This window comes from Variovorax sp. FW301-JW7 (genome assembly GCF_058788795.1).
In genome coordinates, this window is record NZ_JBYTBC010000002.1 from 460,542 (window position 1) to 476,192 (window position 15,651).

Genomic DNA, 15,651 nt, shown 5'->3' on the forward strand with positions numbered 1-15,651 from the left:
GGCAAGAAGATTGCAGGGGGTTCAGAGGGTATTCCCGGGGCGTTCCGGTCGAGCGGGGCCCCCGCCGCACGTCGGGGCGGGAGAGGTCTGTGCGGGGCTGCTACTCGACGAAAAGCAGCGCCGGGCATTCGAGCGACGCCCGCACGGCCTGCACGAATTCGGCCGCCAGCTGGCCGTCGACCACGCGGTGGTCGAAGGAGGAGGACAGGTTCATCATGCGGCGCGCGACCACCGCGCTGCCCAGCATCACCGGGCGCTGCACGATGCGGTTGACGCCGACGATCGCCACCTCGGGCGCATTGATGATCGGCGTGGAGGCGATGCCGCCCAGCGCGCCCAGGCTGGTGACGGTGAGGGTCGAGCCGCTCAGCTCGTCGCGCGTGGCCCGGCCAGCGCGCGCGGCGTCGGCCAGGCGGGCGATCTCGGTCGCGCTCGACCAGAGGTCGCGCGCCTCCGCATGGCGCAGCACCGGCACCATGAGGCCGGCCGCCGTCTGGGTGGCGATGCCGACGTGCACCGCGCCGTGGCGCGTGAGCACGCCCGCCTCGTCGTCGAAGCGCGCATTGATCTGCGGGAAGCGCGGCACCGCCAGCACCACCGCGCGCACCAGCAGCGGCAGCAGCGTCAGGTGCGCCCGCTCGCCGCCCCAGCGTTCGTTGATCCGGGCGCGCAGCAGCTCCAGCTCGGTCACGTCGACCTCCTCGACGTAGGTGAAGTGCGGAATGCGGCGCATCGCGTCCTGCATGCGCTGCGCGATGCGGCGGCGCACGCCGGTCACGGGCACGGCCTCCTCGTCGTGGCGCTCGGCGTAGCGCGCGGCATCCGGCGCCGGCGGACCGGGCCGGCGCAGCAGCCAGGCGTCGAGGTCCTCGTGCAGGACGCGGCCGTCCGCGCTGCTGCCCGGCACCTGCCACAGATCGATGCCGAGGACCGTCGCCCGGTGGCGCACTGCGGGTGAGGCGAGCGGCTTGTCGGCCGGGGGACGCGCGTGTTCGGCCGGTGCCGGTGCAGGCGCCGGCGTCGACACGGCCGGCACCGCCTCCTGCATCTCGCCGCCAGCCGCCACATCGATCCGGATCAGTTCCGCGCCCACCGCGATCTGCTGCCCCACCTCGCCGCCGAGCGCGACCACCCGGCCCGCGACCGGCGAGGGAATCTCGACGGTGGCCTTGTCGGTCATCACGTCGGCCAGCACCTGGTCTTCGGCCACCGTGTCGCCGGGCTGCACGCGCCACGCCACCAGCTCCACCTCGGCAATGCCTTCGCCCAGGTCCGGCACCTTGATCGTGAGCGTGCCCATTCAGTTCTCCATGGCGCGGCGCAAGGCCGCGCCGACGCGCGCCGGGCCGGGGAAGTAGGCCCACTCCTGCGCATGCGGGTAGGGCGTGTCCCAGCCGGCCACGCGCCCGATCGGCGCTTCCAGGTGGTGGAAGCAATGCTCCTGCACCAGCGCCGTCAGCTCGGCGCCGAAGCCGCTGGTGCGCGTGGCCTCGTGCACGATCACGCAGCGGCCGGTCTTCTTCACCGAGGCGACCAGCGTCTGCAGGTCCAGCGGCCACAGGCTGCGCAGGTCGATGATCTCGGCGTCGATGCCGGTCTCGCGCGCGGCCGCTTCGCAGACGAAGACCATGGTGCCGTAGCTGATCACCGTCAGGTCGGCGCCGGGGCGGAACACCGTGGCCGACTCCAGCGGCACCGTGTAGTAGCCCTCGGGCACCTCGCCCAGTGGATGGGCCGACCAGGGCACCAGCGGCCGGTCGTGGTGGCCGTCGAAGGGGCCGTTGTACAGCCGCTTGGGCTCCAGGAAGATGACCGGGTCGTCGTTCTCGATCGAGGCGATCAAGAGGCCCTTGGCATCGCGCGGATTGGAGGGCATCACCGTGCGCAGCCCGCACACGTGCGTGAACAGCGCTTCCGGGCTCTGGCTGTGCGTCTGGCCGCCGTAGATGCCGCCGCCGCAGGGCATGCGGATGGTGATCGGCGCGGTGAAGTCGCCCGCCGAGCGGTAGCGCAGGCGCGCCGCCTCCGACACGATCTGGTCGTAGGCCGGATAGACGTAGTCGGCGAACTGCACCTCCACCACCGGGCGCAGGCCGTAGGCGCCCATGCCGATGGCCGAGCCGACGATGCCGCCCTCGTTGATCGGCGCATCGAACACGCGCGAGCGGCCGTACTTGGCCTGCAGGCCTTCGGTGCAGCGGAACACGCCGCCGAAGTAGCCCACGTCCTGGCCGTAGACGATCACGTTGTCGTCGCGCTCGAGCATCACGTCCATGGCGGAGCGCAGGGCCTGGATCATCGTCATCGAAGCCATGGCCGTCACCCCTCGGACGCCAGCTGTTCGCGCTGGCGCTTCAGGTGCTCGGGCATGTCCTTGTAGACGTCCTCGAACAGGGCGGCGTCGCCCGCGACGTGGCCGTCGGCCATGGAGCCGAAGCGTTCGGCCTCCTTCACCGCGGTGTTCACCTGCGCCTGCATGTCGGCCTGCGTCTGCGCGTGCTCCTGCTGCGACCAGGCGCCGATGGCCGTCAGGTGCTGCGCCAGGCGCGCGATCGGGTCGCCCAGCGGGAAATGCGCCCAGTCGTCGGCCGGGCGGTAGCGCGACGGATCGTCCGAAGTCGAATGCGCGCCGGCGCGGTAGGTGACCCACTCGATCAGCGTCGGCCCCAGGTTGCTGCGGGCGCGCTCGGCCGCCCAGCGCGAGGCCGCCAGCACCGCGAGGAAGTCGTTGCCGTCGACGCGCAGCGACGCGATGCCGCAGCCCACGCCGCGCGCCGCGAAGGTGGTGGCCTCGCCGCCGGCGATGGCCTGGAAGGTCGAGATCGCCCACTGGTTGTTGACCACGTTGAGGATCACCGGCGCGCGGTAGACGTGCGCGAAGGTCAGCGCCGTGTGGAAGTCGGACTCGGCGGTGGCGCCGTCGCCGATCCAGCCCGAGGCGATGCGCGTGTCGCCCTTGATCGCCGAGGCCATGCCCCAGCCCACCGCCTGGATGAACTGCGTGGCCAGGTTGCCCGAGATCGAAAAGAAGCCGGCCCGCTTCATCGAATAGCACACCGGCAGCTGCCGCCCCTTGAGCGGGTCGCGCTCGTTGGACATCAGCTCGCAGGTCAGCTCCAGCAGCGTCACGTCGTCGCGCGCCAGCAGCAGGCCCTGCTGGCGGTAGGTGGGAAAGCACATGTCGCCCTGCTGCAGCACCAGCGCGTGGCCGGTGGCGATGGCCTCTTCGCCCAGGCACTGCATGTAGAAGGAAATCTTCTTCTGCCGCTGCGCGATCAGCATGCGGGCGTCGAAGGCGCGTGTCTTCATCATCGCGCGCAGGCCGCGGCGCAGCAGCTCGGGATCGGCCGGCGGCGCCCACGGGCCGACGGCGCGGCCGTCGTCGTCGAGCACGCGCACCAGCGTGTAGGCCAGGTCGCTGGTGTCGGCCGGCGATGCGTCGACCGGGGGTTTTCGCACCTCGCCGGCACGCGACAGGTGCAGGTAGGAGAAATCGGTCTCGTGCCCCGGCCGCCCGGTGGGCTCCGGTACATGCAGACGAAGAGATGTGCCTGGGCTCATCGCGTTGTCTCCGCGCTCGATGGCATCGCGCGCCACCACAGCCTAGCGAATTTCGGGTGCGGGCGCAGCCGGTCAATCGCGTAATTCGTTTGTCTCCCGAGACGCATGCGCCTCCCATGGATGGGGGAGGCGGCGTTCCGGGGCGGCTCCTAGCATCCGCGCACCCACAACGAGGAGCCTCCCGATGAAGATCGCCTTTACTTCCTGCTTCAGTGCCCAGACCTTCAAAGAACAACCTGTCTGGGCCCAGGTCGGCGCGTCCGGCGCCACGCACCTGGTGCTGCTGGGCGACTCGGCCTACTACGACGCGGACGGCTCCAGCATGGGCGCCATCAAGGCCATGGGCGCCAACGACTTTGCGATCCACGCCTTCGGTCGGCTGCGCGACCAGCTGAACCAGAAGGAGTTCGCCAAGCTGGTGCGCAACACTGACTTGCGCATTCATCCGATCTGGGACGACCACGACTTTCTGTGGAACGGTGCCTGCGGTGCGCAGATCGAGGGGCAGCCTTCGTACCGGCACCTGCTGGACCCGACCCGCGCGGCGTTCCAGGAATACCGCAAGGCGCTGGATTCGCACGACCCGAAGACCTTTCCCAAGGCCGGCGATCCCTGGGCCTCCGGCGTTTCCGAACCCGGCTACCGGCCCCTCATGCTGAGCAATGCCAATGATCCAGACGGCGCCGTGATGCTGCACCTCACGGACGGACGCAGCTACAAGACCAAGGGCGGCGAGGACGCCGTGCTCGGCAAGAAGCAGATGAGCAAACTGAAGAAGGCCATCGAAGACTCGGACGAGAAGACCGTGCACCTGATCGCCAGCGGCCTCGTCTTCGAAGCCCGCCACGGCGAGACCTGGATGGACTGCGCGGCGGAGCACGCCGCGATCCTGGCGCTCGCGGAGAAGCGCCGCATCCTCATCCTCAGCGGCGACGTGCACGAGAACCGCTTCGCCGTGCCGTGGCCGGCGGGCCCCTGGAGCCTGTTCGAAGCCACGTCCTCCGGCGCCGCGCTGCGCACGGCCGTCACCGTCGGCGCGCTGCAATGCAACTGGGGGCTGGTCGACATCACGAAGGACCAGGTGAGCATCGAGCTGTCGCAGCTGAACATGGACACGCGCCGCCGCGTCATCGACCGCAAGAAGTGGAAGATGCTGTAGGCGTGGCGGTGAGCGAGTTCACGGGCCGCTCCTGCGGCCTGCGAAGCAGGATCACGAGACCGGAGATCAGGAAATACACGGCGCCCACCGTCGCATAGCCAGCGAGCGTCTGCAGGACCGGGGCATCGGTGCCTTGCCGTGCGACGAAGAGGCCGCCGGCCAGCGCGGACTGCGCGCCGCTCAGCATCATCACCCACTGTCCCCGATGGCGCTTTCGGCGGCGAACGGCCGTCGCCAGCTGCAGCAGGCCCGACACGATGGCCCAGGCGCCGAAGATCGCCAAGCCGATCTGGAGCCCGAGCACCAGGGAGGCCACCACGGCCACGGTGACCAACGCGCTGATCCACGTGTTCAGCATCTGGCTCGGGTTGGCCCGGGCGCCGCCCGTCATCCGGGCGTCCACCAGGTTCGCCAGCGCGTCCCACGCCGGATAGACGACCAGCAGGATCGTCGTCAGCACCGGCGACTGCCTGGCGACGGTGAAGGCCAGCGCCACCCAGACGAAGGAAAAGGCCGCGCGGGTGAGGTAGAGCTTGCGCAGCCAGGCGGCTGATTGGAGAGGGGGTTGGATGATGTCGGACATGAAGGGGTGTGGGTAGGAGGAGGGGCGCGCCTCGCACGAGGCGGGTGCAACGATTCTTCTGCGCTCCCCCGGACCACGGTATCGGTCGAATGACCGACACGCGCCCAACCGACGGCTGTGCGATGCTGTGCGCTCGCCCCCGCGATCCCATGCCCGAAGACACCACCCTCACCGCTTTCGACGCGGCCCGCGCGCTCGCCTTCATCGGCGACCTGAGCATGGGCCAGCCCATCGACCATTCGCTGCGCACCGCCTGGCTGGCCGGCATGATCGCGACACAGGCCGGCTGCAACGCCGCGCAGGTCGAGGTCGCGCAGCACGTGGCGTTGCTGCGCTGGTCGGGCTGCACGGCGAACGCGCAGGAGTTCGCGGACTTCCTGGAAGACGACGTGCTGGGCCGGCGAGCCCTTCTGGCCTCCGCGCAACCGCGCCTGCGCCAGCCCCACCAGGCGTCCATCCCCGGGGCCGTCGTGGCGATGGCCCAGATCCATTGCGAGATTGCCGGCGACATCGCGAACATGCTCGGCCTGGGGCCCGAGGCCGAAGCCGCACTGCGCGCCGTCTTCGAGGCCTACGACGGCAGCGGCGTCCCCGGCCTGCTGCAGGGCGAGGGCGTGCCGCTGGCCACCTACGTCGTGGCCCTGGCGAGCGATCTGGAAATCTTCAGCCGCCTCTACGGGCTCGACGAAGCCCTCACGCTCGCGCGGAGGCGCGCCGACAGCCTCTACCCCGGCTTCCTGGTCGACGCCTGCGCACCGCACGCTGCGGCGTGGATGAAGCGGCTGGACGCTTCGCCCGCGCCGTGGACCGATGCCGCCGATCCGCCGGTGTCGATGCGCCGGCGTGTCGGGCTGGAACTCGTCGGCGACGTGAGCGACCTCAAGCTGCCGTGGATGACGGGCTACTCGCGGCGTGTGGCCCGCCTGGCGCGCGACTGCGGCGCTCAACTGGGCCTGAGCGAAGCGATGTGCCATCGCATCCACCGGGCCGGCCTGATCCACGGCATCGGGCGGGCCGCGGTGCCCAACGCCATCTGGAATGCGCCCGAGCCGCTGCCGGCCGCGTCGATGGAGCGCCTGCGGCTCGTGCCGTACTGGACGTCCCGCGCGGCGGGGCAGATCGACGGTCTCGCGGCAGAAGCAGAGATCGCCTCGTTCGCCTTCGAGCGGCGTGATGGCTCCGGCTACTTCCGTGGCCGCTCCGGCGCGTCGATGCCGCTCGAAGGGCAGGTCGTCGCGGCGGCCGAGCAGTGGGTGTCGCACCGTACCCGTCGTCCGTGGCGACCCGAACTGACCAACGACCAGGCGCGTGATCGCATGCAGGCAGACGCCGAGGCCGGCCGCTTCGACGCGGAGGTCGTCGGCGCGCTGCTCACCTGCGCGCTCTCGGGCACGCCCGCGAAGCCCGTGGTGCCTGCGCAGGACGATGCTTCGCTGTCCCAGCGCGAGCTGGACGTCCTGCGTTGCATCAGCCAGGGCGACAACACGAAGCAGGTCGCGCGTGCGCTGGGCATCAGTGCGAGCACGGTGCGCACGCACGTCGAACGTGTGTTCCGCAAGCTGGGTTGCTCGACCCGCGCGGCCGCCACGCTGAAGGCCTCTGCCAGAGGCCTGCTGTAGCGGGCCGCGCTATCGTTCAAGCCGCCACTGGTTCTGCTCGGGCGGCCCGTGCAGGCGCTCCAGCATCGAGCTGTCCGCGCAGCATCTCCCACCGCACGCGCGCCGACACGATGCTTTCTTCCTTCACATGCCCGAAGCCGCGGATCTGCTCCGGCAGGCGCGCCAGCGACAGCGCGGTGTCGAAGTCGATGCGCTCGAAGCGTGCGAGCAGGTCTTCGACCATCGCGCGGTAGTCGGCCACCAGCTGGCGCTCCATGCGGCGCTCGGCGGTGCGTCCGAACGGGTCGAGCGCCGTGCCGCGCAGGCCGCGCAGCTTCGCCAGCACACGGAACGCGCCGAGCATCCACGGACCGAAGCTGGTCTTCAGCGCGCGGCCTTCCGCATCGCGACGGCCCAGCACCGGCGGCGCCAGGTGAAAGCGCAGCACGGGCTTGCCTTCGAACTGCTCGCCGAGCTTCTCCATGAAGCGCGGATCGGCATACAGGCGCGCCACCTCGTACTCGTCCTTGTAGGCCATGAGCTTGAACAGGCCCGAGGCCACGGCCTTGGCCAGCACGGTGCTGCCGCGCGTGCGCTGTTCGGCGTCGCGCACGCGTTCGACGAGGTCCGCGTAGCTGCGCGCGTAGGCCGCGTTCTGGTAGGCCTTGAGGAACGCGGTGCGGTCGGCCACCAGCGCTTCGAAGCTCTGGGGCTTTTGCAGCGACACCACCTGCGCCGGCGCGGCCTGGCGCGTGACGGCCGCGAGGTCGAGCGCTGCCTTGCGGCCCCAGCGGAACGCGGCCTGGTTGGCCTTCACGGCCACGCCGTTGATCTCGATGGCCTTGTCGAGCGCCTGCGCCGACAGCGGCACGAACCCCTTCTGGAACGCGAAGCCCAGCAGGAACAGGTTGGCCGCGATGGCGTCGCCCATGAGGCGCGTGGCCAGCTGCGTGGCGTCGATGAAGTCGGCGCGGCCTTCCACCGATTCCTCGATGAGCGCACGCACCTGCGTCGCTGGAAACTGCCAGTCGGGCTGCTGCGCGAAGTGCCCGGTCGGCTGCTCGAAGGTGTTGACCAGCGCGTAGGTGCGGCCCGGCCGCATGCGCGCGATGGCGTCGGGCGCGCCGGCCGTGAGCATGTCGCAGCCCAGGATCAGGTCGGCCTCGCCGGTGGGAATGCGCTGCGCCTTCAGCTGCGCCGCGTCGCGCGCAATGCGCACATGCGACGTGACCGAGCCGTTCTTCTGCGACATGCCCGTCATGTCGAGCACGCTCACGCCCTTGCCTTCGAGGTGCGCCGCCATGCCGATCAGCGCGCCGATGGTGATCACGCCCGTGCCGCCGATGCCGGTGATCAGGATGTTGTGCATGCCTTCGAGCGCGAGCGGCGCCGGCGCGGGCAGGGCGGGCTCCTCGGCGGCCTTCACGGCCACGGGTGCGTGCTTGCGTGGCTTCACGCCTTCGACCGTCACGAAGCTCGGGCAGAAGCCCTTGATGCACGACTCGTCGGCGTTGCACGCGCTCTGGTCCACGCTGCGCTTCAGGCCGAGGTCGGTTTGCTTGGGCAGCAGGGCGGTGCAGTTCGATTGCTCGCCGCAGTCGCCGCAGCCTTCGCACACCGCGTCGTTGATGAACACGCGCCGCGCGGCGGGCGGGAACTCGCCCTTCTTGCGGCGGCGGCGCTTCTCGGCCGCGCACACCTGGTCGTAGATCAGCACCGACACGCCCTCGAAGCCGCGCAGCTCGCGCTGCACCGCGTCCATGTCGTCGCGGTGGTGCACGCTCAGCGCAAAGAGGCCGTCGCGGTCGGGTGGCAGCAGGCTGCGGTCGGCCCAGCGCGTCGGGTCTTCGGCCACCAGCGCGATGCGCTTCACGCCTTCGGCCGCCACCTGGTGCGCGATGCGCGGCACAGTGATCGGTCCGTCGACCGGCTGGCCGCCCGTCATCGCGACCGCGTCGTTGTAGAGGATCTTGTAGGTGATGTTCACGCCCGCCGCCACGGCCGCGCGAATCGCCAGCGAACCCGAGTGGTAGTAGGTGCCATCGCCCAGGTTCGCGAACACATGCTTGCGCTTGGAGAACCACGCCTGCCCCAGCCACGGCGCGCCTTCGCCGCCCATGTGCGTGGTGGTGCGGTTGTGCTCGGGGTAGATGGCAGTGGCCATCACGTGGCAGCCGATCCCCGCGAGCGCCAGGCTGCCTTCGGGCACCTTGGTCGAGGTGTTGTGCGGGCAGCCCGCGCAGTACCAGGCCGGGCGCGAGGGCGTGGCCACGGCCTTGCCGAGCACCACGTCTTTCGCGTCGAGGATCGCCAGCCGCATGCGGATGCGGTCGCTGGTGTGAAAGCGCGCCACGCGCCCGGCGATGACGCGCGCGATCTGCGCCACCGAGAAGTCGGCCGTGGCCGGCAGCAGCCACTGGCCGCGCGGGTGCGCGCCCCATTCGCCCTGTTCGTCGAACTTGCCGATGACGCGCGGGCGCACGTTCTCGCGCCAGTTGTACAGGTGCTCCTTGAGCTGGTATTCGACGATCTGGCGCTTCTCCTCGACCACCAGGATTTCTTCGAGCCCGTCGGCAAACTCGCGGATCGAGTCGGGCTCCAGCGGCCAGGGCATCGACACCTTGAACAGCCGGATGCCGATGCGCGCGGCTTCGTCGGCGTCGATGCCCAGCTCTTCCAGCGCTTCGAGCACGTCGCGGTACGACTTGCCCGAGGCCACGATGCCCAGCCGCGCCTGGGGCGAATCGATGGTCACGCGGTTCAGGCGGTTCTCGCGCGCGTAGGCAATGGCGGCGTAGATCTTGTAGTCCTGCATCAGCGCCTCCTGCTTGCGCGCCTGCACGCCGAGCGTGTCGGTCGACAGGCGCGCATGCACGCCGCCGGGCGGGAACACGAAGTCCTTCGGCAGGCGCGTGTGCACGTCGAGCGCGCCCGCGGCAATCGAGCCCGACGACTCCACCGTGTCGGCCAGCGCCTTGAAGCCGACCGGCAGGCCGGCGAAGCGCGACATCGCAAAGCCGTGCAGGCCCAGCTCGATGTACTCCTCCACGCTCTGCGGGTAGAGCATGGGAATCATCGAGGCCGCGAACAGGTGGTCGCTCTGGTTGGGCAGGGTGGACGACGACGCGCCGTGGTCGTCGCCCGCCACCAGCAGGATGCCGCCCTGGGGCGACGTGCCCGCGTGGCTCATGTGCTTGAACACGTCGCCGCAGCGGTCCACGCCGGGCGCCTTGCCGTACCACATGGCAAACACGCCATCGACCGCGCTCTCGCCGGTCAGGTGCACCTGCTGCGTGCCCCACACGGCGGTGGCGGCCAGCTCTTCGTTCACGCCGGGCAAAAACTTGACGGCGTTGGCTTCGAGCTGCGGCTGGGCTTTCCACAGCGCTTCGTCCAGGCCGCCGAGCGGCGAGCCGCGGTAGCCCGAGACAAAGCCCGCGGTGTTCAGGCCGGCCTGCTGGTCGCGCCATTTCTGCACGAGCATGAGGCGCACCAGTGCCTGGATGCCGCTCAGGTAGATCCGGCCTTCGGTGGCCGTGTATTTGTCGTCCAGCGCAACGCTGGCGAGTTCGTGGGTTGCCATGAGAGAAAAGACTCCGGGTAGGACTCGTGGAATGCGGGCGTGGCCCCGGTAGAGGGCCGGCCCGCGAAACGCCTCGCCGGGGTTGCCGCCGAGACAGCGACGATTCTTTCGCACCCCGGCCCGAAAGTGCTTCTTCGTTTCGACGGGGAAACCCGCATTCCGGAAGAACCATCGCCGGCGCCGTCGATTCGCCGAAAGGCCTTCGGCTGCGCGTTCGCAACCGCGCAGGCCCGACAATGTCCGCCCGATCGACCGAGGACCCGATGAGACCCGACCTGGATTCGCTGGCGCTGTTCCTGCGCGCCATTGAGCACGGCAGCCTGTCCAAGGCGGCCGCCGAGAGCCACATGGTGCTGTCGGCCGCGAGCCGGCGCCTGGCCATCCTCGAGAGCCAGCTCGGCGTGGGGCTGCTCAACCGCACCTCGAAGGGCGTCACGCCCACGGGCGCGGGCGAGTCGCTGGCCATGCATGCGCGCCAGATCCTGCGCGACGTGGACCGCATGCGCGCCGACCTGTCGGACTACGCGCAGGGCGCCACCGGCCGCGTGCGGCTGCACGCCAACGCGTCGGCGATGGGCCAGTTCCTGCCCGACGATGTGGCGAGCTTTCGCCTGCGCTACCCCGAGATCCGCGTGAGCGTGGAAGAGCACCGCAGCGTCTACATCGTGCAGGCGATTCGCGACCGCCAGGCCGACGTGGGCGTGATCACCAGCGAGGCGGTCGATCCGGCGCTGCACTTCATTCCGTACCGCACCGACCGGCTCGTGGCCATCGTGCGCCAGAAGCACCCGTGGCGCGGGCGCGAGGTGTCGTTCGAAGAACTGCTCGACTTCGACTTCGTGGGGCTCGAAGACGACTCGGCCATCTCCCGCACCATGGAAGACGCCGCGATGAGCGCGCGCAAGGTGCTGCGCCTGCGTGTGCGCGTGAAGAGCTTCGAAGCCGTGTGCCGGATGATCGAAGCGGGCATGGGCGTGGGCATCTTGCCCGAGGGGGCGGCGGTGACCTACCGCAAGGAGATGAAGCTGCGCTTCATCAACCTCACCGATGCGTGGGCTTCACGACGGATGTACCTGTGCACGCGGCAGGAGGCGTTGAGTTTTCCGCAGCGTCGGTTGGTGGACCATTTGTTGGCGCGAGGGATGCCCTAGTTTTTTCGGCGTGCCTTTGCGCTGCAATCGCTGCTGTCCAGGGCGACGCCCACGCCGACGGCGTACTCCCCTCCGCGAATGTCCCCCGGCCTGCGGCCTCCTCCTTGATTTCGCTGCGGGGAGCACGCCATCGACGTGAGCGTGTTCAGCGCTGCTGCGAACTGGCACGGCGCTGCCTATAAGGCCGGCGCGCGGCACATCGCGGAAGCTGCATTTGTTGGCGCGCTTCGAGACTTCGTGCCGCACGAAACCGGCACTGCGCCGGGCTCTTCTCTAAAGTAGCTGCCCCTGCCACTCAAAACCCCACCAAGGGGACCCGGAAGACGCCACACACAGCCATTGAAATGTTGAAAGGCTGCTTGCCTCGCGGCAGGTTGTCGGTGCGAAAGCAGCGATGCAAATGCGAGGTATCAAAAGGCGACGGCCAGGGTGTTAGTAGCACCCCAGCCGTCTAACCAAGTTCGTGCAACCACCTTGGAAGGAACCGCACAAAAATGGCTACCAAGACTATAGCCCGGCCTCGCACGCCGGTACCTCCCGCCGGAATCACTCACGAAGACCCGGCGAATCTCCTCGAAAACACACTCGCCCAACTCGAAGCCCTGCTGTGGGTCTGCCACGGGGAAGACATCGACTGGTGCAGCGGCGAAGGCCCCCGGCAACTGGACAACCTGCTTTGGCTTGCGGCGGAACTGGCACGCAAGGCGGGGGAGTTGTTTCAGGCGAGTGAGAAGGCGCGGCGTGGGGCGCTTGAGACTGGAAGTTAGCGGTGAGGCTGCGGGCTGCGGATCTCGCGGCCCGCCTGACGGGCCGGGTTCTTCCGGGCACGATTTGCGCCGCCATGCCGCCCGGGCTGAAGTCTTCGCGATGGACCAAATTTGGCCCGGTCGAGGTTGCTCGTGGAGAGGTCTTGGTGGCAGTTATGCGCTCCACTGCTGATCGTCGGCAGACAAGGCAGGCGCCCGCTTTGCAGCGGTTGCCGACATCCCCTCGGCCCAGCGCGAATGGGTACTATCGGCCGGGACCAGTCATTCGACAGCTTGCTTCAATTCACACGAAGGCGCTCCATGAGGCCGTCCGCCCGTGGCGCTAATGCGTAGCGCACCCTTCAGACCTCGGGTTGAACACCCGGCGGTGCCCGGTACACCAACACCTTCAACGACCGCTCGTCGGACACGTCGGGAAAGGTGCTTGGATTCGCCAGTCTTTCCACGAAATCCAGCTCCGGCGCCAGTGCGCTCATTTGCTCCTGCAGGAATTTTGGTCCCAGTTCTGGGGCATTGAGGCATAGCAGGACAAGGCCGCCGGGCTCCAGCAGGTCAGGCAAGCGCTTAATCAGCCGGGCGTAGTCCTTGGTGGCAACGAAACTTCCCTTTTGATAGCTTGGTGGGTCAACGATGACCAGCCCGTAAGGGCCTCCGCGCGCGATTTTTCCCCACGAACTGAAAAGGTCATGAGGGAGGAAGCTCGCGCCGGCGAGCACGCCGTTGGCGCGGTGGTTCTGTTGTCCCACGGCCAGAGCGCCCTTGCTCATGTCCAGGTTGGTGACGTGCCGGGCCCCTGCCTGCAATGCGACCACCGAAAACGCGCAGGTGTAAGCAAACAGGTTGAGCACCTTGACGCGCGACCGGGCGTCTGGGCGCGCCTTCACAAACGCACGAACCCAGCGCCGTCCTTCGGCCATGTCGAGAAACAGCCCGTGGTTCTGGCCCCGGCCCACGTTAACGCGATAGCGAGCGCCGTCCTCGGTGACCCAATGCGGGTCGGGCACCGAACCGCCCATGAGTTGTGTGCTGCTCTGGCCTTCATGCCGGCACTGAAACACCCACTGCAGCGTTTCACCCGGTGCCAACTGTGACCAGCGACGCTCCAGTGCGGCGCCAATTGCAGCCAGTTCGCCGTCGGTCACAGGCTTGAAGCTGGTCAACACCCAAACCGGCGGGAAAAAGTCGAGCGACAAGCGAGCGCACGCTGGATGAAGCCCACCGCGGCCGTGGAAGATGCGCTGCGCATCCACCGGTGCGGACATTGAAGCGATTGCGTCGAACAGAGGCTGCATAGGCATATGCTCCCATTCTGACCGGATATCGCGGTGGTCCTGGCCAAGACTTCAATGGGCGAACTGGACCGCCAAGCCTCGGAAGAGAGGTGACGTAGGCAGTCGACGGGAGGAACTATGGGGTTTCGAAAATGGCTCAGCTCCGCTGGAGGAGCATTGCTCGGCGCCATACCAGCTTGTTCGGCGGCATGCAGCCTCGCGCCATCCGCGTATGACCTAGAAGCATTCTTGACGCAACGGGACTCATTGCAAGTGGTCATACTTGCAAAAGTTGTTGCGGTTGAGGACCTACCACCTCGCCCGCAGATGGTCTCTGAGCAAAAAGTCGAGTTTGAGGTGCTGCGTTCGTGGCGCGGAGGGAATCAACCGACGATAGTCGCGACTATCGGCGTCGGCGAACCAAGTGGTACCAGTTGCAACGGCATTGGCGACCTACGCGTGAAGCTGAGGCAAACATGGCTCATGGTGGGAAGCTACGACAATACCGGCTTTAGGCCGTCGGCGCTCAAAAGCAAGCTTCTTCCCGATGGTGTACTTCCCGCTGAGACATTGAAGCTGCTGGAGTCCAGCAAATAGCCGATGACGGCCACAAGCATCCCTTCGCTGACGCGAAAGAACGTCCCTCGAGCGGGATCCCAATCCGTCGAAGAAGCGCGGAATCTTGTTTCATCTTCCCCCTATCCCGCCGCCTTCATGCCTCGACATTCAAGCTACGGTCTCTTGCTGGCTTTGTTCTTGCCATTCGCTTCTATGGCGAACTGGGTCACTGATAGTGGTTCAGGCTGCCTTGTCTTCGCCGAGCACGCAAGGGCCGAAGACCATGTGAACTGGGCGGGGCCCTGCGAGAACGGAAAGGCCCACGGTTTTGGGGTTCTGAGTTCGTCAAGCGGCGCGAACGTTGAAGGTGAGTTTCGCGAAGGACGCCCGTTCAATGCGCGCGGCCGCGAACAACTTCTAGCTCTGAGCCGCGGCCGAAACTTCATCGCAGACGTCTTTTACGTGAATGGGGTCGGTACGCGCTATGGTTCCGCCGCAAAGCAGAAATCGCCGGAGGAAGTCACTGCGTATGCGGCGCACATCGCCAACGCGGTGCGTAAAAACATTGCTCACAGTGCCCCAATTGAGGGCAACCCGGCAAGCACTGTAGACGTGCGAGTTGACCGTCGTGGAAAAATTCTCTCGGCCACGCTTGTGACGTCAAGTGGGGTGCGTTCATGGGATGAAGCAGTCGTGGAGGCGATTGTTCAAACCGGCTCGTTGCCACTTGATGCTGATCAAAGAATTCCGCCTTGACTGGAACTTGTGTTTCGGCCGCACTGAGATGAGCAGAGGAAGAGTGGTAAAAGCGACGCAGTTTTTTGGGGATGCTCGGCGAACATTGAGTGACTGCTATAGAGCAGGAGCGATGGCCGTTTCGGGCCCCTCCGCGACGGTATCTCGAACGGCAACAGTCGGCCAAAAGCGGAAATCCAAGTACGGTCTCATCATGCAACCTGAAACGCCTTCATCTGAAGGATTCGATGTTTTCTGGATAGCGTCTGATTCGCTGCGGCAAGTCGGCATGTTTGCGACTGGCGGTGATGGCCCTATTCCCTGGACTGCACGGCCTTGGATTTACAACGCGGAAGAACAGGCACTAATGTTGTCTGTTGTGTGTGCGGTCGAGTTGAAAATTCCCTATCCCCGACCCGATGATTTCGTGGCGTTGGCTGAGCGAGGATTCTTTTCGTTCGACTGGACGGATGTGCACAAGACTTCCATCCAGGCAACGTCCGCGTACGAAATGGTTTGCCGACCTGTCAGTCCTTTGACAGTTGACCAGTTGCCGCCGTCCCTTCGGGTTGCTGCGCTGGCCACGAAGATTATTGGCAAGACCTTAGACGCCGGGCGTATAGATCGGATGGCCTTGGGCAGCTAGGATGGCCGCCGTCGGCCAAGAGCGGTCGGTCGCGGCGCC

Annotated in this window: 13 protein-coding genes; 7 read left to right on the forward strand and 6 right to left on the reverse strand. The window is 67.4% G+C overall.

The genetic code is table 11. From position 1 onward, the window contains the following. Window positions 1-100: 100 nt before the first annotated feature. The 3 genes from AC3WQM_RS07165 to AC3WQM_RS07175 are packed head-to-tail and all read right to left on the reverse strand — an operon-like array spanning window position 101 to window position 3,561. On the reverse strand, window positions 101-1,300 hold the full coding sequence (locus AC3WQM_RS07165) for a dihydrolipoamide acetyltransferase family protein (RefSeq protein WP_492677540.1): 1,200 nt from the start codon (window positions 1,298-1,300) through the stop codon (window positions 101-103). Beyond that, window positions 1,301-2,314: an alpha-ketoacid dehydrogenase subunit beta gene (locus AC3WQM_RS07170; RefSeq protein ID WP_062472230.1), complete on the reverse strand. Its 1,014-nt coding sequence runs from the start codon at window positions 2,312-2,314 to the stop codon at window positions 1,301-1,303. It lies immediately after the preceding gene. 5 nt (window positions 2,315-2,319) lie between these two features. Further along, window positions 2,320-3,561 carry a 3-methyl-2-oxobutanoate dehydrogenase (2-methylpropanoyl-transferring) subunit alpha gene (locus AC3WQM_RS07175; RefSeq protein ID WP_492677542.1) on the reverse strand — a complete coding sequence of 414 codons (1,242 nt, stop codon included), beginning with the start codon at window positions 3,559-3,561 and terminating at the stop codon, window positions 2,320-2,322. A 184-nt stretch (window positions 3,562-3,745) separates the two neighbouring features. Here AC3WQM_RS07175 and AC3WQM_RS07180 point away from each other — a divergent pair, with 184 nt between their 5' ends. Continuing rightward, a complete protein-coding gene (locus AC3WQM_RS07180; protein ID WP_492677544.1) occupies window positions 3,746-4,720 on the forward strand; it encodes a metallophosphoesterase family protein in 975 nt (324 codons plus the stop codon). Here AC3WQM_RS07180 and AC3WQM_RS07185 read toward each other — a convergent pair. Further along, window positions 4,689-5,303, reverse strand: a complete 615-nt coding sequence (locus AC3WQM_RS07185; RefSeq protein WP_492677546.1) for a DUF308 domain-containing protein — start codon at window positions 5,301-5,303, stop codon at window positions 4,689-4,691. The genes AC3WQM_RS07180 and AC3WQM_RS07185 overlap by 32 nt on opposite strands. A gap of 149 nt (window positions 5,304-5,452) precedes the next feature. Between AC3WQM_RS07185 and AC3WQM_RS07190 the strand changes: the two genes are divergently transcribed. Next, a complete protein-coding gene (locus AC3WQM_RS07190; RefSeq protein ID WP_492677548.1) occupies window positions 5,453-6,922 on the forward strand; it encodes an HD domain-containing phosphohydrolase in 1,470 nt (489 codons plus the stop codon). Window positions 6,923-6,938: 16 nt separating this feature from the next. Here the strand turns inward: AC3WQM_RS07190 and AC3WQM_RS07195 are convergent, their stop codons facing one another. Then, window positions 6,939-10,484: an indolepyruvate ferredoxin oxidoreductase family protein gene (locus tag AC3WQM_RS07195; protein WP_492677550.1), complete on the reverse strand. Its 3,546-nt coding sequence runs from the start codon at window positions 10,482-10,484 to the stop codon at window positions 6,939-6,941. Between the two features lie 263 nt (window positions 10,485-10,747). On the opposite strand from AC3WQM_RS07195, the gene AC3WQM_RS07200 reads away from it, so the two are divergent. Together AC3WQM_RS07200 and AC3WQM_RS07205 are read left to right on the forward strand one after the other, a co-directional pair. Next, window positions 10,748-11,635, forward strand: a complete 888-nt coding sequence (locus AC3WQM_RS07200; protein ID WP_062472076.1) for a LysR family transcriptional regulator — start codon at window positions 10,748-10,750, stop codon at window positions 11,633-11,635. Between the two features lie 494 nt (window positions 11,636-12,129). Continuing rightward, the gene (locus tag AC3WQM_RS07205) at window positions 12,130-12,402 is read left to right on the forward strand and encodes a hypothetical protein (protein ID WP_492677552.1); all 273 of its coding nucleotides are present in this window, start codon (window positions 12,130-12,132) and stop codon (window positions 12,400-12,402) included. A 341-nt stretch (window positions 12,403-12,743) separates the two neighbouring features. Here AC3WQM_RS07205 and AC3WQM_RS07210 read toward each other — a convergent pair whose 3' ends face one another. Continuing rightward, window positions 12,744-13,694 carry a class I SAM-dependent methyltransferase gene (locus AC3WQM_RS07210; RefSeq protein ID WP_492677940.1) on the reverse strand — a complete coding sequence of 317 codons (951 nt, stop codon included), beginning with the start codon at window positions 13,692-13,694 and terminating at the stop codon, window positions 12,744-12,746. Window positions 13,695-13,922: 228 nt separating this feature from the next. On the opposite strand from AC3WQM_RS07210, the gene AC3WQM_RS07215 reads away from it, so the two are divergent. From AC3WQM_RS07215 to AC3WQM_RS07225, 3 genes are read left to right on the forward strand one after another with little or no spacing between them, the layout of a single operon-like run. Then, window positions 13,923-14,270: a hypothetical protein gene (locus tag AC3WQM_RS07215; protein ID WP_492677554.1), complete on the forward strand. Its 348-nt coding sequence runs from the start codon at window positions 13,923-13,925 to the stop codon at window positions 14,268-14,270. A 3-nt stretch (window positions 14,271-14,273) separates the two neighbouring features. Beyond that, window positions 14,274-14,987: an energy transducer TonB gene (locus AC3WQM_RS07220; RefSeq protein ID WP_492677556.1), complete on the forward strand. Its 714-nt coding sequence runs from the start codon at window positions 14,274-14,276 to the stop codon at window positions 14,985-14,987. Next, window positions 14,962-15,612 (forward strand): hypothetical protein, encoded by a 651-nt coding sequence (locus AC3WQM_RS07225; RefSeq protein WP_492677558.1) that lies wholly within the window; start codon window positions 14,962-14,964, stop codon window positions 15,610-15,612. The genes AC3WQM_RS07220 and AC3WQM_RS07225 overlap by 26 nt, the downstream gene beginning before the upstream one ends. The last annotated feature ends 39 nt before the right edge of the window (window positions 15,613-15,651 follow it).